Annotated in this window: 27 protein-coding genes and 1 pseudogene; 17 read left to right on the top strand and 11 right to left on the bottom strand. The window is 61.7% G+C overall.

Annotated elements, in window-relative coordinates; genetic code table 11:
- Positions 1-78: 78 nt before the first annotated feature.
- Both HALZIN_RS18355 and tnpC read right to left on the bottom strand, forming a co-directional pair.
- A complete protein-coding gene (locus HALZIN_RS18355; protein WP_231664054.1) occupies positions 79-762 on the bottom strand; it encodes a type II toxin-antitoxin system RelE/ParE family toxin in 684 nt (227 codons plus the stop codon).
- A 132-nt stretch (positions 763-894) separates the two neighbouring features.
- Entirely contained in the window at positions 895-2334 is a 1440-nt protein-coding gene (gene tnpC / locus HALZIN_RS0107675; protein WP_031383644.1) for an IS66 family transposase, read from the bottom strand.
- A 461-nt stretch (positions 2335-2795) separates the two neighbouring features.
- On the opposite strand from tnpC, the gene HALZIN_RS0107670 reads away from it, so the two are divergent.
- Together HALZIN_RS0107670 and HALZIN_RS17450 are read left to right on the top strand one after the other, a co-directional pair.
- Positions 2796-3014, top strand: a complete 219-nt coding sequence (locus HALZIN_RS0107670) for a type II toxin-antitoxin system Phd/YefM family antitoxin (RefSeq protein WP_236254972.1) — start codon at positions 2796-2798, stop codon at positions 3012-3014.
- A pseudogene (locus tag HALZIN_RS17450) lies at positions 3011-3277 on the top strand (Txe/YoeB family addiction module toxin). Before HALZIN_RS0107670 ends, HALZIN_RS17450 begins: the two are co-directional and overlap by 4 nt.
- Positions 3278-3463: 186 nt before the next feature.
- Here HALZIN_RS17450 and HALZIN_RS0107665 read toward each other — a convergent pair.
- The 3 genes from HALZIN_RS0107665 to HALZIN_RS0107655 all read right to left on the bottom strand — a co-directional run bounded on the left by HALZIN_RS0107665 (position 3464) and on the right by HALZIN_RS0107655 (position 5452).
- Complete coding sequence (locus tag HALZIN_RS0107665; protein ID WP_031383642.1) at positions 3464-3664, bottom strand: hypothetical protein; 201 nt, start codon at positions 3662-3664, stop codon at positions 3464-3466.
- Positions 3665-3706: 42 nt separating this feature from the next.
- Positions 3707-4063 carry a hypothetical protein gene (locus HALZIN_RS0107660; RefSeq protein WP_031383641.1) on the bottom strand — a complete coding sequence of 119 codons (357 nt, stop codon included), beginning with the start codon at positions 4061-4063 and terminating at the stop codon, positions 3707-3709.
- A gap of 126 nt (positions 4064-4189) precedes the next feature.
- On the bottom strand, positions 4190-5452 hold the full coding sequence (locus HALZIN_RS0107655) for a FliC/FljB family flagellin (protein ID WP_031383640.1): 1263 nt from the start codon (positions 5450-5452) through the stop codon (positions 4190-4192).
- Between the two features lie 369 nt (positions 5453-5821).
- Here HALZIN_RS0107655 and HALZIN_RS0107650 point away from each other — a divergent pair, with 369 nt between their 5' ends.
- Together HALZIN_RS0107650 and HALZIN_RS0107645 are read left to right on the top strand one after the other, a co-directional pair.
- On the top strand, positions 5822-6151 hold the full coding sequence (locus tag HALZIN_RS0107650; protein WP_031383639.1) for a type II toxin-antitoxin system PrlF family antitoxin: 330 nt from the start codon (positions 5822-5824) through the stop codon (positions 6149-6151).
- Positions 6148-6639 (top strand): type II toxin-antitoxin system YhaV family toxin, encoded by a 492-nt coding sequence (locus HALZIN_RS0107645; protein ID WP_031383638.1) that lies wholly within the window; start codon positions 6148-6150, stop codon positions 6637-6639. The genes HALZIN_RS0107650 and HALZIN_RS0107645 overlap by 4 nt, the downstream gene beginning before the upstream one ends.
- 238 nt (positions 6640-6877) lie before the next feature.
- Here the strand turns inward: HALZIN_RS0107645 and HALZIN_RS0107640 are convergent, their stop codons facing one another.
- The gene (locus tag HALZIN_RS0107640; protein WP_031383637.1) at positions 6878-8239 is read right to left on the bottom strand and encodes an IS1380 family transposase; all 1362 of its coding nucleotides are present in this window, start codon (positions 8237-8239) and stop codon (positions 6878-6880) included.
- Between the two features lie 146 nt (positions 8240-8385).
- Here HALZIN_RS0107640 and HALZIN_RS0107635 point away from each other — a divergent pair, with 146 nt between their 5' ends.
- The 5 genes from HALZIN_RS0107635 (at position 8386) to HALZIN_RS18680 (ending at position 9957) form a co-directional block, all read left to right on the top strand.
- Positions 8386-8622 carry a DUF2835 family protein gene (locus tag HALZIN_RS0107635; RefSeq protein WP_031383636.1) on the top strand — a complete coding sequence of 79 codons (237 nt, stop codon included), beginning with the start codon at positions 8386-8388 and terminating at the stop codon, positions 8620-8622.
- Between the two features lie 252 nt (positions 8623-8874).
- Entirely contained in the window at positions 8875-9099 is a 225-nt protein-coding gene (locus tag HALZIN_RS0107630; RefSeq protein ID WP_031383635.1) for an addiction module protein, read from the top strand.
- The gene (locus HALZIN_RS17860; protein WP_150113095.1) at positions 9096-9389 is read left to right on the top strand and encodes a type II toxin-antitoxin system RelE/ParE family toxin; all 294 of its coding nucleotides are present in this window, start codon (positions 9096-9098) and stop codon (positions 9387-9389) included. The genes HALZIN_RS0107630 and HALZIN_RS17860 overlap by 4 nt, the downstream gene beginning before the upstream one ends.
- Before the next feature lie 81 nt (positions 9390-9470).
- Positions 9471-9731: a DUF4160 domain-containing protein gene (locus HALZIN_RS17445; RefSeq protein WP_201448183.1), complete on the top strand. Its 261-nt coding sequence runs from the start codon at positions 9471-9473 to the stop codon at positions 9729-9731.
- Positions 9732-9765: 34 nt separating this feature from the next.
- Positions 9766-9957, top strand: a complete 192-nt coding sequence (locus HALZIN_RS18680; RefSeq protein WP_422723642.1) for a DUF2442 domain-containing protein — start codon at positions 9766-9768, stop codon at positions 9955-9957.
- Between the two features lie 195 nt (positions 9958-10152).
- On the opposite strand, the gene HALZIN_RS0107615 is transcribed toward HALZIN_RS18680, so the two are convergent.
- From HALZIN_RS0107615 to HALZIN_RS0107595, 5 genes are all read right to left on the bottom strand, one after another.
- On the bottom strand, positions 10153-11052 hold the full coding sequence (locus tag HALZIN_RS0107615) for a hydroxymethylglutaryl-CoA lyase (RefSeq protein ID WP_031383634.1): 900 nt from the start codon (positions 11050-11052) through the stop codon (positions 10153-10155).
- A 123-nt stretch (positions 11053-11175) separates the two neighbouring features.
- Positions 11176-13233 carry an acetyl/propionyl/methylcrotonyl-CoA carboxylase subunit alpha gene (locus HALZIN_RS0107610; RefSeq protein WP_031383633.1) on the bottom strand — a complete coding sequence of 686 codons (2058 nt, stop codon included), beginning with the start codon at positions 13231-13233 and terminating at the stop codon, positions 11176-11178.
- On the bottom strand, positions 13230-14069 hold the full coding sequence (locus tag HALZIN_RS0107605; RefSeq protein WP_031383632.1) for an enoyl-CoA hydratase-related protein: 840 nt from the start codon (positions 14067-14069) through the stop codon (positions 13230-13232). The genes HALZIN_RS0107610 and HALZIN_RS0107605 overlap by 4 nt, the downstream gene beginning before the upstream one ends.
- A 136-nt stretch (positions 14070-14205) precedes the next feature.
- Complete coding sequence (locus HALZIN_RS0107600; RefSeq protein WP_031383631.1) at positions 14206-15828, bottom strand: carboxyl transferase domain-containing protein; 1623 nt, start codon at positions 15826-15828, stop codon at positions 14206-14208.
- A gap of 104 nt (positions 15829-15932) precedes the next feature.
- Positions 15933-17102, bottom strand: coding sequence for an isovaleryl-CoA dehydrogenase (locus HALZIN_RS0107595; RefSeq protein ID WP_031383630.1), 1170 nt, complete (start codon positions 17100-17102; stop codon positions 15933-15935).
- A 298-nt stretch (positions 17103-17400) separates the two neighbouring features.
- On the opposite strand from HALZIN_RS0107595, the gene HALZIN_RS0107590 reads away from it, so the two are divergent.
- The 8 genes from HALZIN_RS0107590 (at position 17401) to bioC (ending at position 24099) form a co-directional block, all read left to right on the top strand.
- Positions 17401-18033, top strand: coding sequence for a DUF1326 domain-containing protein (locus HALZIN_RS0107590; RefSeq protein WP_031383629.1), 633 nt, complete (start codon positions 17401-17403; stop codon positions 18031-18033).
- A 17-nt stretch (positions 18034-18050) separates the two neighbouring features.
- Complete coding sequence (locus tag HALZIN_RS0107585) at positions 18051-18833, top strand: DUF2182 domain-containing protein (protein ID WP_031383628.1); 783 nt, start codon at positions 18051-18053, stop codon at positions 18831-18833.
- 132 nt (positions 18834-18965) lie between these two features.
- On the top strand, positions 18966-19166 hold the full coding sequence (locus HALZIN_RS0107580) for a hypothetical protein (RefSeq protein ID WP_031383627.1): 201 nt from the start codon (positions 18966-18968) through the stop codon (positions 19164-19166).
- A 100-nt stretch (positions 19167-19266) separates the two neighbouring features.
- Positions 19267-20034, top strand: coding sequence for an AraC family transcriptional regulator (locus HALZIN_RS0107575; protein ID WP_031383626.1), 768 nt, complete (start codon positions 19267-19269; stop codon positions 20032-20034).
- A 140-nt stretch (positions 20035-20174) separates the two neighbouring features.
- Positions 20175-21254, top strand: a complete 1080-nt coding sequence (bioB, locus tag HALZIN_RS0107570) for a biotin synthase BioB (protein ID WP_345473576.1) — start codon at positions 20175-20177, stop codon at positions 21252-21254.
- Between the two features lie 12 nt (positions 21255-21266).
- Positions 21267-22517, top strand: a complete 1251-nt coding sequence (bioF, locus tag HALZIN_RS0107565) for an 8-amino-7-oxononanoate synthase (protein ID WP_150113094.1) — start codon at positions 21267-21269, stop codon at positions 22515-22517.
- The gene (locus tag HALZIN_RS0107560) at positions 22514-23281 is read left to right on the top strand and encodes an alpha/beta fold hydrolase (protein ID WP_031383623.1); all 768 of its coding nucleotides are present in this window, start codon (positions 22514-22516) and stop codon (positions 23279-23281) included. The genes bioF and HALZIN_RS0107560 overlap by 4 nt, the downstream gene beginning before the upstream one ends.
- The gene (bioC, locus tag HALZIN_RS0107555; RefSeq protein WP_031383622.1) at positions 23278-24099 is read left to right on the top strand and encodes a malonyl-ACP O-methyltransferase BioC; all 822 of its coding nucleotides are present in this window, start codon (positions 23278-23280) and stop codon (positions 24097-24099) included. The genes HALZIN_RS0107560 and bioC overlap by 4 nt, the downstream gene beginning before the upstream one ends.
- Positions 24100-24101 lie beyond the last annotated feature (2 nt).

The raw sequence follows: 24101 nt of genomic DNA, 5'->3' as shown, positions 1-24101 counted from the left end.
TTTTCCGCTTCGGCAGCAGTGTCCTCGATGGCGTCCCACACGCTGTCGAACGTCTCATTACTCATCGTTTCACCTCGCTTAGGCGACGGCCTGGATGCCGTTCCTCTCGATCAGCGTCAGCAAGCGTAACGCCGGACCGCCAGGACGCTTCACGCCACGCTCCCAGTCGGAGACCAGGTTCTTGCTGACGTTGAGGTAGCGGGCAAACACAGGCTGAGACAAGTGCTCACGCTCACGCAGGGCGCGGATCTCCTCAGGAGACAATGTTTTCACCGGCGTAAGGCAGGTCTTATCGAAGTCACGCATGGTCTGCTTGTCGATGGCGCCGACCTCATGTAGCGCCTCCATGGTTTCATGGATCGCGGCGAGGGCGTCACTACGGTACTGCTTAGCCATTGCCATCACCTCCGAAAATTGGCCCTTATCGATCATCGCATTCAGGTGCTCATCAGACAGCGACAGAATGTGCTGTGCTGCTTGCTTGAAGGCGGCCTTCTCTTCGTCGCTGATGTTGCTTTGTTGGCTTTTCGCGAAGCCGAAGACGAACAAGGCGCGGCTCTCCTGACGGTACAGGATGATTGTACGATATCCGCCGGACTTGCCTTGGCCAGGGCGAGCGACGCGCTGTTTGATGACTCCGCTACCAAGGTCGGCATCTATCAGGCCTTGCTCGGCCCGCTGGATGGCTTCGCATAGCGCATCATCGTCGATTCGTTGCTTACGGGCGAAGCGCTCGAACCAGGCGTTCTTGAAGATCCTCACATGCATCCTGCCATGACCAATCATAACACTGAGTGTGACTCTTTTGGGAGAGCCTAGGCAAGGCCACCGAAGAGACCGTGAATTCATGGTCTGGCATGCTGCAAATATATAAAACTTTGGTAACTATTCAGCTCATGCCGCCTGATCCTGGTCGTCCTGTCGCATGAAGGTGGGCACCTCGCCGGCAAACAGTTGCTCCAGCGCCGTATGCGCCGCCATGCCTTGCTTGACCGCGGTGGAGAGGAAGCTGCGCATCCGGCAGAAGATCTCGGCGCCCTCCCAGGCGCGAAAACAGCCCGAGATCTTCTGCTGTACCTTGGTCATCCGCAGGTCGCGCTCCCCCTGGTTGTTGGTGAAAGGCGCGGCGGGATCCTCGAGAAAACGCAGCACGTCGTCCTCGTACGCCTGGAGACGTTCCAGCAGGTTGCGCGCTTTTGTGCGTTTGGCACGCCCGCGCGTCCCGGGCGGTGGCTTTGCCGGTGGCGGGCACTCGGCGTCGCCCGCCGCCAGGCAGCGTCGGTAACGTGCTCGCCAGCGCTGGGCCTCATCGGCGCAGAGGCAGTCGCCGGCGGCATCCACCGCTCGGCTCATGGCCAACAGCAGGTCATGGAGCGACTTGGCCCAGCGCTGGTGGTCGTTTTCCCAGACCGCCGTCAATTCCCGCAGGTGATGGGCATTGCACAGGACATGCCGGCAATCCGAGTAGCGGTAGTAGGGCTTCCAATGATCATGCACCAGCACGCCACACACGAAGGGCAATACGCCGATGGCATCCATCGCCTCCTGGCCGCGCTTGGGATGCGGGGCCAACCAGGTCAGGGCGTCATTGGAGGCACTGTGCAGCCAGTAACGCTTGCCGCCCACCTGCATCCCGGTTTCATCGGCATGCACGGTGGGCGCTTGGCGTAGCGCCGGGACCACCCACTCGGCGAACGCCTCGGCCCGCTGGTAGGCCTCCTGGTTGAAGGCGAACAGCGTGCCGGTGCTCAACGACAGGCCACACTGCGAGGTGAGCAGCTCCCGAATGCGCGCATAGGGCAGCAGCTGGTACTGCGAGAGATAGACCGCGTGTGCCTTGAGGCGCGGCCCATACTGGATGGGCCGCGTCACACCCTCGGGGAATGGCGCCACATGGCGCTGCCTCTGGTCATCTTCCACTATCTCGGCCTGGTACTCGGTGACCACGGCCTGGATCACGATGTCCTGCACCTGGCGGGTCTCGACGCCAATGCTGCGATAGGTGCGCCCTGTAGGCAGATGCCGACGATCGACGCGGAGCTTGACCACCTCGTCGGGGTTCGTCACCGGCGCCAACGTCTTGCCCGCATGCCCTGGCTGCCCACCGGGACGGCGTTCGCCTTTGGCGCGCGAGCGGCGCTGGCGGTTGGGATCCTGGGACGGTGGCTTGCTGCTGTTGCGGCTGCCGGTGGCCAACCGGTCGGCCATGAGCTTGACCAGCAGCATCAGCACGTCGATGGCGGCACGCAGCGACGGGGAGACCGTGCGGTCTTCCTTGAGCTGCTGCCGGACCCGTTCCAGGGCCTCGTCGACGTTGATGTCGCTGATGGTCATGTCACCGCATGGCGTAGTGGTATCTCGGGACACCATGCCATAGAAATCAGGTGGTTGGCGACCCTAATTCAGAACCACCTGAATAGTTACAAACTTTGTATGATTTGCAATGTAGAGAGGCTACTCCCTTCCGTAGAAATGCCTGGGTGCGGCCCTGGCATCGGCTACAAGGTGCGGCCATTATGTCATATGACGCGAGGCGTCAGGCGCGCACAAGAATCGCCTCGATGGAGGGTTGATGGGCTAGAGCAAAGTGGGAGGGAACTTGTTCCCGATTGGCGCCGCCAGCGCCCGATAGGGTCTCGGCGGAATAAAGTACCGCTATCGCGTTCAACGACTCTGTAAAGGCGTATGGCTTCTGCTTGCGTACGTTTTTTTTGTACTTGTACAATTATTCGTACGTAAAACGAATCGAGATTATTGTCAATGGACACACTGAGTTACTGGCCTTTCGTAGTCAGTTGGCCAAGACGCTGGACAAGGTCAACGACGATCACACGCCGATCCTCATTACCCGCCAGAACGGCAAGCCAGCCATCGTCATGTCGGTGGAAGACTTCAAGTCCTACGAAGAAACCGCCTATTTGATGGCTAGCCCCAAGAATGCCGAGCGGCTGAGCCAGGCCATCGCTGAAGCCGAGGCCGGGCAGGTTCAGGAGTACGGATTGATTGAAGAATGATGCTCACATGGGCAGAAAAAGCATGGGAAGACTATCTGTACTGGCAGGCTGTACTGGTAAGTCAGGATAAGAAGACGCTGAAACGAATCAATACACTAATTAGAGATATTCAGCGGTAGCCCTTTTGCGGCCTGGGTGACCCCGAGCCACTGCGACACGGCTGGTCCGGCTACTGGTCACGGCGTATCGATCGGGAGCATCGCCTGGTCTACAAGCCCACCGAGCATGCAATCATTATCGTGCAATGCCGGTATCACTACTGAAACGGCGATTTTTCGGAATGTAGGTTTAGGCTAATTGTCTGTCTGTAACATCGCCTGGGTATAAGCCCACTGATCCTTGACGGCCTTGGAATAGATACCATGAAGCCGCTTATTGTGGGAGGGGATTTATTCCCGATAGACACCGTTAGGTGCCCGATATAGCTCCGGAAGTAATGCTTGGTACTGCTACTCGCCCGCCTGTAACATCTCTTGTGTATAAGCCCACTGATCCTTGACGGCCTTGGTATAAACATCATGAAGCTGCTGATAGTCACTCGGCATCGCTTCATCCATGCCCGTCGCCTCGAAGCGCTTCATCAGTTCTCGGGTATCATCAATGACGATATCGAGTTCGTCGATCACCTGTTGGCATTCGCTCTGATTCATAAAGCCCCCGCATGCTGAATTGGCTGTACAGGTAGCAATCGATCAGGCGGTCTGAATCGTCTGTACCCGATCGTATAGCTGTCTGGCACTTTCAATGGCAAAGCGCTCGTGCTGATCCAGCTGCAAGAGGGCGCCAGGGCGGTCGTCAGCCGCGTCGATCATCTCTTGGATCTCCCTAGCGTAGCGTTTCATCAGGTGGTCGAGGTTCATACGAATCATGGTGACTTCGAGTTCGAACTCCTGCTGTTGCAATATTCGCCGGCTGCGCTCCTCTTCGTCGCTCGCCGTCTCGATCATATCGAGAAGGGTATCGCTGATCAGTTTTTCCGTAGCTCTCAGCTTGGGTATTACGTCGTGGACGAGTTCTCGAGCGGATATTCTGTCTTTAGTTTTCCGCATGACAGTGCCTTTGTTAGCGTCTTAATAAACACGCTTCAAAAAAGACAGGCCCTCGTAATGAGGGCCTGTTTTAAATAGGGCGGGGCCGAAGCCCCACCCTTCACTGCATGTACTGCTATGCTCGGATTAACCCAGCAGAGACAGTACGGACTGCGGCACCTGATTGGCCTGCGCGAGGACGGACGTACCGGCCTGTTGCAGAATCTGGGCGCGAGTCATGTTGGCGACTTCTGAAGCGTAGTCAGCATCTTCGATCCGTGAACGCGCGGCAGACAGGTTAGTTTCAGTGGTGCTCAGGTTGGTAATCGCCGAATCGAAACGGTTCTGGATAGCACCCAGATCGGAACGCAGCGCGTCGACCTTGCTCAGTGCACCATCCAGTGATTTCAGCGGGTCAACAGTGAGTGCCTCACCCTTGCTAGCTACACCACCAGTGGTGATTGTTGCTAGATTGTATGTGCCGTCGCCGTTATCCATCAAAAATTCGCCAGTGCCATTGCCGTTAGCATCGTTAATTTCGGTAAGGCTGGCACTTGCAAGATTAGTGGCTGTATCAAGAGTGACCGTTGCCTTGATGCTATCAACGGGGCCTGCATCCGTATCAACGGTAGCAGAGCTAATTGCAGTGGTGCTGTCATAAGTAAGCGCACTTGCGTCGGCTGTGTTAAGTGTATAGTAATTGCCATCACTAGCCAATGCAGCGTAGCCGGAGCCATCTTTTAGTGCATAGAGATCATTCTTGGTTGTGGTTGTGGTAGCATTAGTGTCCGTCGGGTCAGTCAAGTTTGCAACATCGAACTTGGCTTCGATACTGGCGCCATTTGCAGCAGTTGCACCAAAATTTTCACTCAGGACAGTGCGCTGAGTTACGTCCAAACTGTCCATCTTCAACGTTGCTGAAGTGATTTGTTCAAGAGAGACATTGATGGATTGTCCATCTTCTGATCCAACCTGAATCGATATATCTTGGTTTGCTGCCAGCACCTTGACGCCGTTGAAGCTGGTTTCCTCGGAGATACGATTGATTTCGTTGAGGCGCTGACCGATTTCATTCTGAATGGACTGCTTGTCTTCAGCAGAGTTAGTACCGTTTTGCGCCTGAACGGTCAGCTCGCGAATACGCTGCAAGTTGTCGTTGACCTGATTCAGCGCGCCTTCCGCAGTCTGCGCGACAGAGATACCGTCGTTGGCGTTACGCTGCGCCTGTGCTAGACCGGTGATCTGGCTGGTCATACGGTTGGCGATGGCCTGACCGGCGGCATCATCCTTGGCGCTGTTGATGCGCAGGCCTGAAGACAGACGCTCCATGGCGGTGGTCAGGTCGCCCTTGGAACTGTTCAGGTTCTGCTGAGCGATCATCGACGTGATGTTGGTATTGATAACTGCCATTGTGGTGTTCCTTTTTTCTCTAGGGGCTCGAGCGGTGAGCCGGACTCTCGGCGACCAGGTCTCCGGTCTTTCCACCGCAACGGCACCGTGGCCGTTACTCTGTTTATCGACGCTACCGGCATTTGCTTTAGGACTATCTGCAAATTTTTGCTGAGGTAGCGGCATCGTGGGCGGTAGGGGATGTGTCCGACGGCTGAGCCTAGTAGACCCAGCGACTATCGCTGCCGGTGAATGCTATCGGCGGGCCTGGCTGGGGCTTGAGTCTGGAGGGTGTGCCGTGTGGGCCGGGTAGCTTGTGCATTGACGAGGTAATGCATATGCATTACCTTTTGTGTATGGTCATTACCCGCCGATCCTTGGAGGTTGCCCATGAATGCGACGCACGAAGTGGATTCCACCCTGACCGAGCGCTACCAGACCACCGTTCCGGCGCAGGTCCGCCGAGCGCTGAGCCTCGGCAAGCGCGACAAGATCCACTACAGCATCCGTGACAACGGCGAGGTGGTGCTCACGCGGGCAGCGGGCGCGCAGACTGAGGACCCGGTCATGGTGGGTTTCCTGAGCTTCCTGGAACGTGACCTACACGACCATCCCGAGCGTATTCAGCCCTTGACCGCAGCATCGGTTGCCAAGGCTCGTGAGCTGACCGCGGGTATCGATGTGGATCTCGATGAGCCGCTGTCCGAAGACAACGAATGAGTGTCGAGGTTAACGAGCCCTTGCGTATCAATGGGTGGACGATCTATGCCCACCCATTATTCCTTTCCCAACTGGATTCGCTGGCCCGGCGAGTCGACCGGCACAGGCGCAAGGATGCCGAGGGCTATACTAGCAAGAACGACACCAAGCGACTCGCGGCGATTGTCAAGCTCGCACTTGAGGACATTCCCAGCGACCCTACCCATGAGCAATATCGGCAGGGGAACACGCTGGGCGATGAGCATAAGCATTGGTTTCGGGCCAAGTTCTATCAGCAATACCGGTTATTCTTTCGCTACCACGAGCCCAGCCGGACCATCATCTACGCCTGGGTCAATGACGAGCAGACCAAGCGGGCCTACGACAGCAAGACGGATGCCTATCGGACCTTCCGCAAGATGCTTGCCAACGGCAATCCACCTGATAGCTGGGATCAGTTGGTGAAGCAGGCGGTCAAGCCCGGCGCGCGTCTTTCACGGTTCACTTGAAAACCATTCTCCTGAATCCGTGAAGCCGGCGTCGGCACTTTCCCTATCACCGCCAGCGAGCATTTTTTGACCTCCGATCCCGTCTCAATCGCCGAACGCATGTCTGCGATGGCCAACCATTGCCGCGTCGGCCGGCGACGATGATCCGTTTTGTCATGCATTTCTACCCGCCGGGCATGGCGATGCTGGCTGCTGGTGACCATCAGCCCTCTTCCAAGTGACATTCCCCCACAGGCGATCAGCAGGGCGATCCTCGCGGGTAACGCAGCCGGCTCCGCAGGGTGTTCAACACCGTCATGCGGCCAATGTCCTGCCCGAAATCGAGGATGATCTGACGGGCCTTGTGGACTACCACGGCGGCACGATGGACCAGTTCCTGCAATACGGTGCGTATCCGGCGCCGCTTGGCGGGATGGCGCACCGGGCTCAGCTCGCCAGTCATGCCCAGTTGCCCCATCAGACGCAGGATGTTATAGGCCAGCTGGGCGAGATGCAGGATCAGGTCGTTGGTGGCGAACTTGCCCGAGGGCAGACGCTCCAGGTCGAGATCGGTCTTGATCTCGCTGTGAAACTGCTCATGGGTGGCATGCGCCTGATAGCGCTGGATCACCGCCTCCGGCGCCTCGTCCAGGCTGGTCCACCAGCCTTCCAGCTCATAGTCCGGTTCGAGCAGCAGCTGGCCATCGCGATCGGCGGTGCGCTCCACCAGGCGCATCACACGCCTGACCTCGACCTCGGTCTGGCCATCGCGGATCGAGACGGTCTGTGTCCACAACGCCTGGCGCTTGCCGGGGCGCAGCTCTTCTTGCCAGCAGTCTTCGGCGACGGCGCACCAGGTGGCGAGATCGGCCTTGGCCGAGTCCCGCGGGTTCCATTTGACGAGGTAGTCGAGCCGCCGGCCCTCGTCGGCAAAGGCCTGCCGCTGCCGTTCGAGAAGGGCCAGATGCGCCTGGCTGTCGAAGCCGCTGTCCTCGCGGACCAGGATCGGTTGCTCGGTCAGGCCCTGGGCGCGTGGCAGCACCCGCTCCAGGAAGGCGTTGCTCTCCTTCATGGTGTGCTGTTTGCCGGGACGCAGCTCCAGGCCCAGGCACCAGCCTTCATTGCCCAGATAGGCGGCGATCGGCGTGTAGCCATCGACCTTCTGGTAGGTCCGCGAGACGCCCTCCTTGTGCGAGTTGCTGTTGTCCATGACGAAGGTGTCGATGTCCAGACAGACATGCGTCTTCTCGGCGGTGATCGGTGCTTCCACCAGCGACAGCAAGGTGGTGGACCAAGTCGCGGTACGTGCCTGCAGATCATTGGCGGCGAGCTTCTCCAGCCGTTGGCGCAGCGTGGCGGAGCTCGGCACCTTCTGCAGGGCCAGCAGGTGCTGGAACGGTTTGTCGCGGCGGAAATTCTCGATGGCGTCATAGTCGCTCATGCCCAGACACAGCAGGCCCAGATAGCTCTTGACCACGTCGCTGGTGCGCATGCCCAGCGTGGTGGGGAAGCGACCGTCGAGGCTGTCGACGCCGGCGATCTCAAGGCACTGCCCGATGATGGATAGCCCGGCGTGGCTGGTGAGGGTACGGCGACTGGCGCGAAACGTGACGTTGGGCATGGCACTGTCTGGGTGAATGACGATATTCGCTATATTGCCATGCAGGTCAGTAGGTTAGAAGCGCTGCAGGGGGTCAGTCTCACGGATTCAGGATTCTGCTAGCCCAGCATCAGGCAATAACAGCCTCAAACCGACATAAAGAACCCATGCCCAGTATCAATGTGGTGATCGATCTTTCCGCCGAGCAGTGCCTGGCGCACTATCGAGCGACAACTACTTTGGCCGGCGACGCTCAGCACGTTTACGCTCGCAGCCGGGACGGGCGAGGGGTGGTATTCCCGGCCCAGGCGCTGCGGCGCATCGTCGGGCACGACGGCGTGCATGGCCTCTACCGGCTGACGTTTACGGACGAGGGCAAGTTCGAGTCACTGGTGGTGGTGTGAGCTTTATATATAAATTATTGATTTATATGGCTCTTCGACGTTTCATGTGGATTTGGCCTGATCCAGCAGGCTGTAGTGGTCAAGTGTTTTAGGCCACCGTCTTTTGAGTTTTCCAGTAAGCTTGCTCTGCGACATTGGGCGGTAGTCCGCCGTTGTGTTTGTGCGGTCGCAGAACGCTGTACAAACCGAGGCATGGCAGCCGTCACCCATCCGTGTCAAAATTGACGGGTAAACGAACGAGAGGTTTCGCCCATGGATCTCCAGAGAATTGAAGACGAGGCGCTCCACCTCCCAAAAGAGGAGCGAGCTCAACTGGTCCAGCGACTGGTCCTGAGTCTGGAATCGCCATCAAGGGAAGAGCTCAGATCTGACTGGTTGCTTGAAGCCCGCCGTAGAGGCGAAGAGCTCGATAATGGTTCACTACAGGCCGTGTCCGGTGAAGATGTCATGAGGAAGGCTAGAGAACTGATCAAATGATCTATTCGTTTCACCCGGCAGCGGAAGCCGAATTCCTGGAATCAGTTGGTTATTACGAATCAAAAGTTCCGGGACTGGGTGGTGCCTTCATAGAGGAATTTGAGGCCCTGGCCAATTTAGTTGGCGAGTCGCCAAAAGCCTGGCAAGTTGAGTTGCAGCCAGATATTCGTAGAGCGCCCCTTCACAGGTTTCCGCTGTCCATCGTTTACCGAGAGAAACTTGATGGTTTTCAAGTTTTGGCGGTTGCCCATGACCGGCGACGTCCGCAGTACTGGCTTGGAAGGCTTTAACAATCGGCTGCACAGCGACCGTTTTTCCGCCGCTTTGCAGCTCCAAACCGGTGCGTGAGACGGGCGTTATGTGTGAGGAGTATGGATGAGTCCTACAATATTCCGAGAAAAAGGATATCGCTTCTTTTTCTTCTCACGAGAGGAGTCTCGCATCCATGTTCATGTAGTATCCATGTTCATGTAGTATCAGGAGATGGCGAGGCTAAATTCCGGTTTGAAGCAGATCTTGAGTTGGCCAAAAATTATGGATACAACCGGCAGCAGTTGAAAGAAATCGAATCACTGGTGGAGGATCACCGCAATGAGCTTGTCAGCGCGTGGAAACAGCATTTCGGCAGTTGAGGTGACGAATATCTCTGCACATGGCGTGTGACTTCTGGCACATAACCGTGAGTTTTTTATGCCGTACAACAGTTTCCCCTGGTTTAAGGAGCAGCCGATCAGCGCGATTGTGAATGTTGAGAAACAATCCCCTGGCCACTTTTATTGGCCCGATCTTGACGTAGACCTGACGGAGGAAATTATCGAGCATCCCGAAAGGTTCCCAAACGTCGCTCACAGCACATAACCATCGCAGGCACGGCGACGTCTTTTCCATTGCGGCTTCGCCTCCATTCCAAAGCCGCGCATGCTGCGGGCGTTATGTTACCACTACAGTGCCGCCCAACTCAGGCGTTAACCCATCATCTAAGGCACTTTGTCGTAATACTTAAATTGCCCCGAGTCGTTCACTGACTCGGGGGCTTTCGTTTCCACCACGTACTTACTTAGCTGCCAACGCCACACCCACCTTCGACCGATTCGGCCGCCCGATAGCTTGGGTGATCCAGGTGCCGGTATCAGCGAGCTTGTTCAGGTCGATACCCGTCTCGATACCCAGCCCATCAAGCATATAAACCACATCTTCACTGGCCACGTTACCGGAGGCGCCCTTGGCGTAGGGGCAGCCGCCGAGACCGGCAACGGAGCTGTCGATCACGGCAATGCCTTCTTCCAGAACGGCGTAAAGATTGGCGAGGGCCTGGCCGTAGGTGTCGTGGAAGTGGGCGGCGAGCTTGTCCATGGGGATGTCGCGACTCACCGCCTCGATCAGGCGCTTGGCCTTGAAGGGGGTGCCGGTGCCGATGGTGTCGCCGAGCGAGACTTCAAAACAGCCCATCTCATACAGCGCCTTTGAGACCTCAGCGACCTTGGCCGGGGCGATCTCGCCTTCGTAGGGGCAGCCGAGCACGCAGGAGACGTAGCCGCGCACGCGGACGTTGACGGCCTTGGCGCGCTCCAGCACCGGCTCGAAGCGTTGCAGCGATTCGGCGATCGAGCAGTTGATGTTCTTCTGCGAGAAGGCCTCGGAAGCGGCGCCGAACACGGCGACTTCCTCGACGCCGCATTCCAGCCCGGCTTCCAGCCCCTTGAGGTTGGGCGTCAGCGCCGAGTAGGTCGCGCCCGGGTGGCGGGTGAGACCGGTCATCACTTCGCAGTGGTCGGCCATCTGCGGCACCCACCTGGACGAGACGAAGCTGGCGGCTTCGATATGCCGGATGCCCGCGGCGCCAAGGCGCTCGATCAGTTCCAGCTTGGTAGCGGTGTCGATCGGTTCGGGTTCGTTTTGCAGCCCGTCGCGGGGGCCGACCTCGACCAGGCGGACGGCTTTGGGGAAGGGCATGACTACCTCCTGATAGGCTTGTTGCGCTGACGACTCGATTTTGGCGCTGAATTCATTATCTTGGCAACGCGGGGCGTTGCATCGCGAATAAATTCGCTCTCACGAACCCGGCATTGCTCGGCGCTATTCGTCCGCGGCGAACTCCAGCAGCACATCCCCCTGGCCGACAGTATCACCGGCGGCGAAGTGGAATGCTTCGACCGCGCCATCGGTGGGGGCGGTCAGGGTGTGTTCCATCTTCATCGCCTCCATGACCATCAGCGGCGTGCCTTTCTCGACGGACTGGCCGGGCTCGACAAGCAGCGCGACTACGGTGCCGTGCATCGGCGCGGTCAGCGTCGCATCGACTTCATGCTGGCCATGATCGACGCCGTCGAGCCGGCGCCAGGCGAGGCGCTTCTCGCCGTGGGCATCGGCGAGTACCAGCGTCTCGCCGTGGCTGTCATTATCGCGACGCGCCAGCAGGCGACGCCGATGGCCATCGAGGGTCAGCGCGACGCTGTCGCCGGCCAGGCGTTGCAGATTCCCGTTGAAGCGCCGCTCGCGTACCGTCAGCTGCCAGTCGCCCCGGCTCGCTTCGCGTTCGGCGAGCACGGTGACGATCGCCTCGCTGTCGGCGGCGTCGCGGCCGTGCGCCGGCGCGGCGAGGGCGACGCGCAGGCAGGCGGGGGCGTTGAGCCGCCAGCCGTCGCGGCGTTGCCAGGGCGAGTCGTCGTCGGCCTCGCTGTGCAGGCAATCCAGCGCGACCAGCGCGGCCCGTGCGTAATCGGCTTCGTCGAGGGCGGTCGGGGCGAACAGCGCTTGTTCGTGGTGCTCGATGAAGCGGGTGTTGAGTTCGGCCCCGGCGAACGCCGGGTGGCTCGCCAGGCGTTGCAGGAAGGCGCGGTTGGTGACGACGCCGCTGACATCCAGCGCGGCCAGCGCGCGATTGAGCGTGGTCAGCGCCTGATCGCGGTCGTCGCCGTGGGTGATCAGCTTGGCGAGCATCGGGTCGTAGTGCATCGAGACTGCGTCGCCGGCTTCGACGCCGCTGTCCAGACGAACTTGGTCTGGGTCGAGCCCCGCGCCGGTAAAGTCGAGGGCGAAGCGTGACAGCGTGCCGGTGGCGGGCAGGAAGTCCTGCTCGGGGTCCTCGGCGTAGAGCCGCGCCTCGAAGGCGTGCCCGCTGATGGTCAGTTCGTTCTGGGACTTGGGCAGCGCCAGGCCGGCGGCGACGCGCAGTTGCCATTCGACCAGGTCCTCGCCGGTGATCATCTCGGTGACCGGGTGCTCGACTTGCAGGCGGGTGTTCATCTCCATGAAATAGAACGAGCCATCGGCGTCTAGAAGAAACTCGACGGTGCCGGCGCCGACGTAGTCGATCTCCTGGGCGGCGCGTACCGCGGCCTCGCCCATCTCGCGGCGCAGCGCCTCGCTCATGTCCGGCGCCGGGGCCTCCTCCAACACCTTCTGATGGCGGCGCTGCACGCTGCAGTCGCGCTCGAACAGGTAAACGCCGTTGCCGTGGCTGTCGCAGAACACCTGCACCTCGACGTGGCGCGGCTGGGTCAGGTACTTCTCGATCAGCATGCGGTCGTCGTTGAAGGCGGCCTGCGACTCGCGCCGGCAACCGTCCAGCGCGGCCTGGAAACCGGCGCCGCGCTCGACCACGCGCATGCCCTTGCCGCCACCGCCGGCGCTGGCCTTGAGCAGCACCGGGTAGCCGATGCGCTCGGCCTCGGCCTGCAAATGCTCGTCCGTCTGGTCGTCGCCGTGATAACCCGGCACCAGCGGCACGCCGGCGGTGTCCATGCGCGCCTTGGCGGCGGACTTGTCGCCCATCGCGGCGATGGCGCTGGCCGGCGGGCCGACGAAGACGATGCCGGCCATCTCGCAGGCGGCGACGAAGTCGGCGTTCTCGGCGAGGAAGCCGTAGCCCGGGTGGATGGCATCGGCGCCGCTTTGCCGGGCGGCCTCGATCACCGCCGCGACGTTCAGGTAGCTGTCGCGGGTGGCGGCGGGGCCGATGCGTATTGCTTCGTCGGCTTCGCGCACGTGACGCGCCAGGGCGTCGGCATCGGAATGCACCGCCACGCTGGCAAGCCCCAGGCGGCGCGCGGTGCGGATCACCCGGCAGGCGATCTCGCCGCGATTGGCGATCAGCAGCTTGTTGAGCGGTCGCGGTGCGTTGGCCAGGCTCATGAGCGCGGCTCCTTGTCATGGCTAGCGTCGCTGTCGCGCTGCCAGGCGGGGGCGCGCTTGTCGAAGAAGGCGGTCAGGCCCTCCTGGCCTTCGTCGCTGACGCGCAACTCGCTGATGGTGCGACAGCAGCGCTCGCGGATGGCGTCGGAATCGGGCTCGCGGGCGACCTCGGCGAGCAGCGCCTTGGTGGCGCGGCTGGCCTGGGGCGAGGCGGTGAGCAGGGTGTCGACATAGATAGCCACCCGCTCGTCGAGCTCGTGCTTGTCGGTCACTTCATGCACCAGGCCGAGCACCTGGGCGGTGGTCACGTCGATGACCTCGGCGGTCAGCGCGAAGCGGCGCATCTGGCGGCTGCCGATGGCGCGCTGCACGTAGGGGCTGATCACCGCCGGCGACAGGCCGATCTTGACCTCGGAGAGGCAGAAGCGCGCCGCCTCGGAGGCGATCACCAGGTCGCAGCACGCCGCCAGACCCACCGCGCCGCCGTAGGCCGCGCCCTGCACCCGGCAGACCGTAGGGCAGGGCAGACTGTCGAGCCGCTGCATCAGCCGTGACAACTGGCGCGAATCCGCAAGATTGGCGTCGAGGCCGTAGTCGACCATGCGCTTCATCCAGTTGAGATCGGCGCCGGCCGAGAAATGCTTGCCCTCCGAGCCCAGCACGATGATGCGCACCTCGTCGCGCTCGGCGGCGTCATGCAGTTGGTCGAGGTGGGCGTTGAGCTCGCCGATCAGCGCGTCGTCGAAGGCGTTATGCACGTCGGGCTTGTCGAGCGTCAGCCAGGCGACGCCGCGGGGATCGATCCGAAGCTTTGCAAGGCTTGTTGTGTCTGTCATATACAGCGGCCTCATCGGTAAAGCTGTAAGCCGTAAGCTCTAAGCTGTAAGAACCCCAGTTAGGCCTTCGAAGCGTGCGGCGGAACCTTCCAGCTTACAGCTTCAAGCTTATAGCTCCTCTTGCGGAGCAAGGGGCTCACATCCGGAATACGCCGAATTTGGTTTCTTCGATTTCGGCATTCATCGCCGCGCTCAGCGCCAGCCCCAGCACGTCGCGGGTCTGCAGCGGGTCGATCACGCCGTCGTCCCACAGCCGCGCACTGGCATAAAACGGGTGGCCCTGGTGCTCGTACTGGTCGCGAATCGGGGCCTTGAACGCGGCTTCGTCGTCTTCGCTCCACTCGTCGCCGTCGCGTTCGAACTGGTCACGCTTGAACTTTTCCCTTTGAACTTGGGCCAGCACGTTGGCGGCCTGGTCGCCGCCCATCACCGAGATGCGCGCGTTGGGCCACATGAACAGCAGGTTGGGGTCATAGGCGCGCCCGCACATGCCGTAGTTGCCGGCGCCGAAGCTGCCGCCGATCAGCACGGTGAACTTGGGCACCCGAGCGCAGGCCACCGCGGTGACCAGCTTGGCGCCGTGCTTGGCGATGCCTTGTTGCTCGTACTTGGAGCCGACCATGAAGCCGGTAATGTTTTGTAGGAAAATCAAAGGGATTTTTCTTTTGGCGCAGAGCTCGATGAAGTGCGCGCCTTTCTGCGCCGACTCCGAAAACAGCACGCCGTTGTTGGCGACGATGCCCACCGGATGGCCGTGCAGGTGGGCGAAGCCGGTGACCAGAGTGTCGCCGTAGTAGCGCTTGAATTCGTCGAAGTCGGAATCGTCGACCAGCCGTGCGATGACCTCGCGCACCTCAAACGGCTTCTTCAGGTCGGTACCGACGATGCCGTAGATCTCCTGGGGGTCGAGGCGCGGCGGCCGCGATTCCCGCATCGCCAACTGGCCGCGCTTCTGCCAGTTCAGCCGCGACACCGCGCGGCGCGCCAGTTGCAGGGCATGGGCGTCATTGTCGGCGTAGTGGTCGACCACACCGCTGATCTTGGCGTGAACGTCGGCACCGCCCAGATCCTCGGCGCTGATCGTCTCGCCGGTAGCAGCCTTCACCAGCGGCGGGCCGCCGAGAAAGATGGTGCCCTGGCCGCGCACGATGATCGATTCGTCGGCCATCGCCGGCACGTAGGCGCCGCCGGCGGTGCACGAGCCCATCACCACGGCGATCTGCGGGATGCCCTCGGCGGACAGCGTCGCCTGGTTGTAGAAGATGCGCCCGAAGTGGTCGCGGTCGGGGAACACTTCGTCCTGGTGGGGCAGGTGGGCGCCGCCGGAATCGACCAGATAGATACACGGCAGGCGGTGCTTGCGGGCGATCTCCTGGGCGCGCAGGTGCTTCTTCACGGTCAGCGGGAAATAGGTGCCGCCCTTGACCGTGGCATCGTTGGCGACGATCACGCATTCCACGCCACTTACCCGACCGATGCCGGCGACCACGCCGGCGGCCGGCACCTCGGTGCCGTAGACGTCGTGGGCAGCCAGCGCGCCGATCTCGAGAAACGCCGAGCCCTCGTCGAGCAGGTGGTCGATACGATCGCGCACGAACAGCTTGCCGCGGGATTCGTGGCGTTCGCGGGCCTTGTCGCCGCCGCCCCGGGCGATGCGCGCGGTCAGTTCGCGCAGCGTGTCGACCTCGCCGCGCAATGCTGCGGCGTTGGCCTGGAAGGCCTCGCTGCGCGGGTTGATCTGGGTACTCAATATGGCCATGAAAGATCCTCTGGCGAGCTACGAGCTACGAGCTACGAGCTACGAGCTACGAGCTACGAGCTACGAGCGGTTCGTGGCCCGGAGCCCGTGGCTCGGGGCTGGGTTTACGCCGATTCGTTAAAAATCTCGCGCCCGATCAGCATCCGCCGAATCTCGCTGGTGCCGGCGCCGATCTCGTAGAGCTTGGCGTCGCGCAGCAAGCGCCCGGTGGGGTATTCATTGATATAGCCGTTGCCGCCGAGCAGCTGGATGGCGTCGAGCGCCACCTGGGTGGCCTTCTCGGCGCAGTAGAGGATCACCCCGGCGGCATCCTTGCGCGACGTTCGGCCTCGATCGCAGGCGCCGGCCACGGCGTACAGGTAGGCGCGGCAGGCGTTCAGCGTGGTGACCATATCGGCGACCTTGCCCTGCACCAGCTGGAACTCGCCGATCGACTGGTCGAACTGCTTGCGCTCGTGGATATAGGGCACCACCACGTCCATCGCCGCCTGCATGATGCCGATGGGACCGGCGGCGAGCACGGTACGCTCGAAATCCAGCCCGCTCATCAGTACCTTGGCGCCGCGATTTTCCTCGCCGAGCACGTTTTCGGCCGGTACCTCACAATCCTCGAACACCAGCTCGCAGGTGTTGGAGCCGCGCATGCCCAGTTTGTCGAGCTTCTGCGCAGTGGAAAAACCCGGGAAGTCGCGCTCGACGATGAACGCGGTGATGCCCTTGGAACCGGCGTCCGGGTCGGTCTTGGCGTAGACCACCAGCACCTGGGCGTCGGGACCGTTGGTGATCCACATCTTGTTGCCGTTGAGCACGTAGGTGTCGCCGCGCTTGTCGGCGCGCAGCTTCATCGACACCACGTCGGAGCCGGCGCCGGGCTCGGACATCGCCAGCGCGCCGACGTGCTCGCCGCTGATCAGCCCGGGCAGGTACCTGGCCTTCTGCTCGGCATTGCCGTTGAGCTTCAACTGGTTGACGCACAGGTTGGAGTGCGCGCCATAGGACAGGCCCACCGAGGCGCTGGCCCGCGAGATCTCTTCCATGGCGATGCAATGGGCGAGATAACCCATGCCGCTGCCGCCATCCTCGTCGGGTACGGTGATGCCGAGCAGGCCCATGTCGCCGAACTTGCGCCACAGGTCCTCGGGGAAGACGTTGTCGTGGTCGATCTGCGCGGCGCGGGGGGCGATCTCGTCGCGGGCGAAGGCGTTGACCTGATCGCGCAGCATGTTCAGCTCATCGGGGAGGCCGAAATCGAGCGGCGAATAGGGGGCGTGCATGGTCGACTCCTGGGTGTATGTAGCGGCCGGTCGCGTTGGCCGGCGGTCCGTTGCTGTTTCCAGCCAGCTTAGTTTTGGTTGACGTTAACGTAAAGTAGAGCTTTGGTCGCAGAGGCGAGCCAGCCCAACTCGCTAAAATAGTCAGGATTGGCGGGTCACAGACGGCCGGCGTGGCGAGGAGTGAACTACATTGATAAAGATGGGCAGAGGTCTCTGTCCCTCGATTGCTTACAACAAACATACTCCGACAGCGCCGAGCCTTGGACGACTCGACTCCAGGTCGGGGGAGGCTTCGACCATGGCACGAGTAGATTGGCGTCTCGAGGGGGAGTGGCTCAAGAACTGCAACTGCGCGTTCGGCTGTCCCTGCGATTTCAATGCGCGGCCGACCCAGGGTGAATGCAAGGGCCTGCTGGGCATGCATATCACCAAGGGTCACTACGAAAATACCCACCTGAACGATCTGAGCTTCTTTGTCGTCGTGCACTTTCCCGGTCCGCTACATGAAGGCAACGGGCAGGCACAGCCGGTCATCGATGAGCGAGCGAGCCCGGAGCAGCGCGAGGCGCTGTTCGAGATCCTGTCCGGGAAGCACTCGGCGGAAGGGACGTTGTTCCATATCTTCAGCCTCATCGTGACCCAGATGCACGACCCGGTCTTCGCGCCCGTGACGTTCGAATTTGACGAACCTGGCCGAACCGCACGTCTGTCCATTCCCGGCGTACTCGAAACCCATGTGGAACCGATCAGGAACCCGGTGACCGACAAGCCCCATCGCATTCGGGTGGTTATGCCGGAAGGCTTCGAACACATCGAGGGCGAAATTGCCTGCGCCACGATCCAGAGCAGTGGAGCGATTGCGTTCTCCACGCAGGATTCGCACAGCACGCTGGCGCATGTCGTGCAGACGCCTGAAGGCGTCGAGTCCTAGCGCAAGCGAGATCGGCAATGGCGATGTCGGTGTTCGAAAGGGCGCTGCGACATGACCGCGCCCTCGTGGCGACCATGCTGTTGATGGTCGTCGCCCTGAGCTGGGCCTATCTGCTGGCCGGGGCAGGCGCCATGCTTGGGATGGAAGAGGGCGAGGGCGGGATGGCCATGACTCTGACGTCGTGGACGCCCGCCCATGCGCTGCTGATGTTGCTGATGTGGGTCGTCATGATGGTGGCGATGATGCTGCCTGGCGCCGCGCCGATGCTGCTGCTCTTCACGGCCATTGGCCGAGCGAGGCACTCCCCGGGATGGCGCATGGTCGCATCGGGAATGTTCGTGCTGGGCTATATCGCCATCTGGTCAGCGTTCAGCCTGGCTGCGGTCGCGCTGCAGTTCGCCATGGAGAAGGCCGCGCTGCTTTCACCGATGATGCAGACGACGAGTACGGCGCTGGCGGGTGCAGTGTTGATCGCTGCCGGCGTCTATCAATGGACGCCACTCAAGCATGCCTGCCTCAGGTATTGCCGCTCGCCCCTGGAGTTCGTACTCACGCATTGGCGGGAAGGGCTGCGCGGTGCGTTCGCGATGGGCTTTCGCCACGGTATCTACTGCCTCGGCTGCTGTTGGGCGCTCATGTTGCTGCTGTTCGTCGGCGGCGTCATGAATCTGGCGTGGATCGCCGGACTTGCACTGCTGGTGCTAATAGAAAAGTTGGCGCCTGCCGGGTATTGGATTGGACGAGTTACCGGCGCCGGGTTGGTGATATGGGGCATCGCTGTTTTATTGACGATCCGCTGATCTGCGCTGAGATCGATGATTTGCAACCTGCCGGTATTTGTCGCCCTCCTGCGACTCCCGGTAACGGTACGTTTACCGATATGCTGGTGGGGTACTGCTCATGCGAGATTCATAGAAAAAGAGGAGAACCTCATGCGACAGTGGATGCCAACGACCGTGATTCTTCTGGCTGGCTTGTTCGTGGCCGGCTGTAGCTACACGCCGGCTCGCATCGATCCGGAGCCGATCGTCGAGGTGGGCGACGGTCATCAGGACCGGGAAGGCGATCGCGATCACGATCACCGCGATGGGGGGTTCTGCCCGCCCGGCCAGGCCAAGAAGGGGAACTGCTGAATCGAACGTATAACGTGGAATTTCCGTCGGCTTCTGTCCCGGCGCCGGCGGGGTATGGTAGGGGATTGGCCTCGGTCGAAACCTTGAAGCCGGCAATGTCATGGCATTCTTCAATCTGCGTAGCTGTACGCTGACCCCGCAATACATCGCCCACGAACATGCCTTTCACCAGTTGATTCTGGCGACGTCGGGCGTGACCGAGTTGACCATCGAGGGCCGCGGCGAGCGGATTACCCGCGAGCGAGGCTGCCTGATACCCTCCACCTACCATCACGAATATACCGGCGACGGTCAGAATCAGACCCTTGTGCTCGACGTGCCGCTGGTCAATCTGGCGCTGGTGTCGTGCGCCGACGAGGTCGAGCGACTGTTCGAGAGTCCGCGCTTCTTCGCCGTGCCTGCGCAGTTGCACCGCCTGGCCGAGGGCGTTCTGCCCCAGGTTGCCCTGCATCCGGCGCTGCACAGCGAGATCGCCACGCTGATCCTGCGCGCGCTGTATCTCAACCTGCATGACGAGTCGCTGGCGCCGATTGCAGCGTGCAGCGAAGGGCGCGAGCGCATCGAGCTGGCGCGCATCGAGCGTTATATCGATGCTCACCTGAGCGAGCCGATCCGCGTCGATGCGCTGGCGGCGCTATGCGCGCTGAGTCCCGGCCACTTCCACGCCTGCTTTCGCGAGTTGCTGGGCATGACGCCGCAGGCCTATGTCCAGCAGCGCCGCCTGGCCCATGCGCGTAGCTTGATCGAACGCACCTCGCGCTCGCTGGGCGCCATTGCCGCCGAAGTCGGCTTTCTCGATCAGGGCAGCTTCTCGCGCGCCTATCGGCGCACCTACGGGGTGCCGCCGTCGCTGCATCGGCGCCACTGATCGCGGCATCTGGATACCCAATGCCGAGAATCGCGGGGCATGGCGTTTCTAGATTCTGTCAACCTCAGTATACATTGAAGTTTACTGCGCAAGATGGCACTATCCTAGTCAACTTTATTGTTCGTATAGGGTTGACTGTGATGATGGTGAGGTATCAGGCGACGCAAGCCCAGGAAACGCTCTCGCGTCACGACTGGCGGCGGGAAGAGATCCAGGCGCTGCTGGAATTGCCGTTCAATGATCTGCTGTTTCAGGCGCAAGGCGTGCATCGGCGGTACTTCGATCCCAACGCCGTGCAGATCTCCACGCTACTCTCGATCAAGACGGGCGCCTGTCCCGAAGATTGCAAGTACTGTCCGCAGTCGGGACATTACAACACCGGGCTCGAGCGCGAGAAGCTGATGCAGGTCGAAGCCGTGCTGGCAAAAGCGCGCAAGGCCAAGGCGGTCGGCGCCAGTCGCTTCTGCATGGGCGCGGCGTGGAAAAACCCGAGCGCCAAGGACATGCCTTACGTTCTGGAGATGGTACGCGGCGTGCGGGAATTGGGGCTCGAAACCTGCATGACCCTCGGCATGCTGACCCGGGATCAGGCCGAACGGCTCAGCGAGGCCGGACTTGACTACTACAACCACAACCTCGATACCTCGCCGGAATACTACGGCGAAATCATCACCACGCGGACCTACGCGGACCGGCTCGAAACCCTCGACCACGTGCGCCAATCGGGGATGAAGGTCTGTTGCGGTGGTATTCTCGGCATGGGTGAAAGTGTCGACGATCGCGCGGGGTTGCTGGAGCAACTCGCCAACCTGCCGGCGCATCCCGAGAGCGTACCGATCAACATGCTGATCCGGATCCAGGGCACGCCGCTGGAGCATGTCGAGGATCTCGATCCCATCGATTTCATCCGCACCGTCGCCGTGGCACGCATCCTGATGCCGGGCTCCCATGTGCGCCTTGCCGCCGGCCGCGAACTGATGAACGACCAGACCCAGGCCATGGCGTTCTTCGCCGGGGCCAACTCGATCTTCTACGGCGAGCGCCTGCTGACCGCCCAGAACCCCCAGGCCAACCACGATCGACGCTTGTTCGAGCGCCTCGGGCTGCACCCCGAACGGCGCGAGGAAGCCGATGACGCTGCCTGCGAGGCGGCGATCCAGGAGAGCATGGCGCGAGCCCGCATCGATGCCATGGTGACCGATGCGGCGGCACAGCCTTGAGCCCGTATCGCCGTGCGTAAGAGCCCGCGTTCACATCACGACAGCACACTCGACGATGTATTGGCGTCGCGACTGGCCCGCCAGCACGAACGTCACCGCTATCGGCGACGGCGCACCACCGTCGGTATCGGTCCTCGTTTCCAGCGCGAGGGGTGCGAATGGCTTGCGTTCTGCAGCAACGACTATCTGGGACTGGCGGGCGACCCGCGCCTGGCCGAAGGATTGGCCGAGGGCGCGCGGCGGTTCGGTACCGGCGGCGGTGCATCGCATCTGGTCTGCGGACACAGCGAAGCGCACGCTCGCCTGGAGGCGCGGCTGGCCGAGTGGACGGGATGTCAGCGCGCGCTACTGTTCTCCAGCGGTTATCAGGCCAATCTCGGCGTTTTCTCGGCATTGCTCGGACGCGGCGACTACGCGTTGCACGACCGATTCAACCATGCCTCGCTGTTGGATGGCACCCGGCTCGCCGGGGCGCGGTTAATGCGTTTTGCGCATGGCGATGCGAAAGACTGTGGTCAGCATCTGGCCATGCTGGATTCGGCTCGACACAAGCTGGTCATCAGTGACGGTGTGTTCAGCATGGATGGCGACGTCGCCGATCTCGCCGCGCTGGCCGAGCAGTGTTCGCGGCATCGGGCCTGGCTGATGGTCGATGATGCCCATGGCTTCGGCGTGCTCGGCGCCAACGGTGGAGGCACGCGGCAATCGCAGGGTATCGATCCCGCTGTCGTGCCGGTGCTGGTCGGCACCCTGGGCAAGGCGTTGGGGACACAGGGCGCCTTCGTCGCCGGCAGTGACGCGTTGATCGAAGCGTTGATCCAGTTCGCTCGACCCTACGTCTATACCACCAGTCTGTCGCCGGCACTGGCCTGGGCCACGCTGACCAGCCTCGATATCGTGCGCGACGAACCCGAACGGCGGGATCACTTGTTCACACTGGTCGAGCGTTTTCGCAACGGCGCCGTGGGACTGAGCGCGTTCGGACTGCACCTGATGCCTTCGCGGACACCGATACAGCCGCTGGTGATCGGCTCGACCCGCGAGGGCGGCGACAACGCTGTCGCGGCGCTGAAACTGGCGTCAGCGCTGGAGGCGGCGGGCATTTGGTGTACCGCCATCCGCCCGCCGACCGTGCCGGCCGGCACTGCCCGGTTGCGCATTACGCTTTCGGCGGCCCATGACGTTGCCGATGTCGACCGGCTGCTGGAAGCGCTCCATGACTGCGCACGTCGGCTGGGATCGGCGCAGGAGTCGCCAACATGAGGGAAGATACGCTGATCCTTTTGCCTGGATGGGCACTAGGCCCATCTCTATTGGAACCGTTGGCGCGGACATTGCGAGAGCGTCTCCCCGGCCTGAGCGTCCTGTGTGCGGGCTATCCCGAGCTGACCAGTCATCGTCCCGAGAGCTGGGTAGCCGTGCTCGACCGCGAGCTGCCGCAGGACGCCTGGCTGGCCGGCTGGTCGCTGGGCGGCATGCTCGCCACTGCGCTGGCCCAGTGGCGAGGCAGGCAGGTACGGGGACTGATCACTCTCGGCTCAAATGCCAGTTTCGTCGCTCGCCCCGGCTGGCCCGAGGCGATGGGGACGGAGATCTTCGTAGCGTTTCGCGGCGGTTTCCAGCATTCGCCCGCCAGGGCATTTGCCCGGTTCGCGCAATTGAGCGCGCAGGGCGGTCGTGACGCCCGCCGCCTGGGAAGCGAGTTGCTCCAGGCGCTCCAGGCCACACCACGGGATCAGGCACTGGCCGGGCTCGCGCTGCTGGACGAACTCGATCTGCGTGACGTCCTTGGTCAGCTGCGCATTCCCCAGTTGCATCTGTTCGGCGACAACGACTTGTTGGTGCCGGCGGCGGCGCGCCGGGCCATCGCCAAACGACTACCGAGCCTCGGTCGCACCGAGTTGCTTTCGGGAGTCGGTCACGCCTTTCCGCTGGAACGCGCGGACGAGACCGCCGAGCGGATGGCGATGTTTCTAAATCAATCAGGCCAGGGGCAATCGGGTCAGTGGAGCGGGGCGTCGACATGAGCGTACTGCGGGGTCTTCCTGGATTGTCGGCGTCACGCCAGCGCCGAATCGCTGAGAACTTTTCCCGTGCGGCTGAACACTACGACGATGCGGCACAGTTTCAACGCCAGGTCGCCGATGAGTTGCTGTCCTGTCTGCCGGTATCGTGCCGCCCCCGTGCGCTGTTGGATGTCGGCTGCGGTACCGGCTACGTGGTTTCCCACTTGGCTTTACGCTTCGACGCCACTGCCATCGGGCTCGATCTGGCGCCGGGCATGTTGGCCGAGGCCCGGCGACGCCATGACCACCTGGCGATCCAATGGCTGACCGGCAATGCCGAGCGGCTACCGCTGGCCGGACGCAGCCTCGACCTGGTTATCTCCAGCCTGGCGCTGCAGTGGTGTGACCTCGAGCGCTTCCTTGCCCAGGCGGCGCGGGTGCTACGTCCGCATGGCTGGCTTGCCTTCACCACGCTATGCGAGGGCAGCCTGAGTGAACTGCGAGAAGCATGGCAAACGGTGGATGGCGGCCGACACGTCAACGATTGCTTGCCGGAAGCGGCGCTACGCCAATCGCTGGCGTCACCCGGCTGGCGACTTCAGCGGTTCGATCTCACGACACGGCGTATCTGGCATGACGATCTGGCCGAAACATTACGCGCGCTCAAGCGCATCGGTGCCAACACGGTGACCGGAGAGCCGGCTTCCAGCGGCCTGGCGGGGCGACGGCGTTTCGCCCGGCTCGAAAGCGCCATTGAGACGTTTCGCGATACGTCCGGCATTCCCACCCGTTACCGCGTGGCCACTGTGCTGATGCAGCGACTCGACGCTCAGGATTGATC

The organism is Halomonas zincidurans B6 (assembly GCF_000731955.1).
GTDB classification, from domain to species: domain Bacteria; phylum Pseudomonadota; class Gammaproteobacteria; order Pseudomonadales; family Halomonadaceae; genus Modicisalibacter; species Modicisalibacter zincidurans.
Note: the sequence above shows the minus strand (reverse complement) of the source record. Positions and strands in the feature narration are given on the sequence as shown.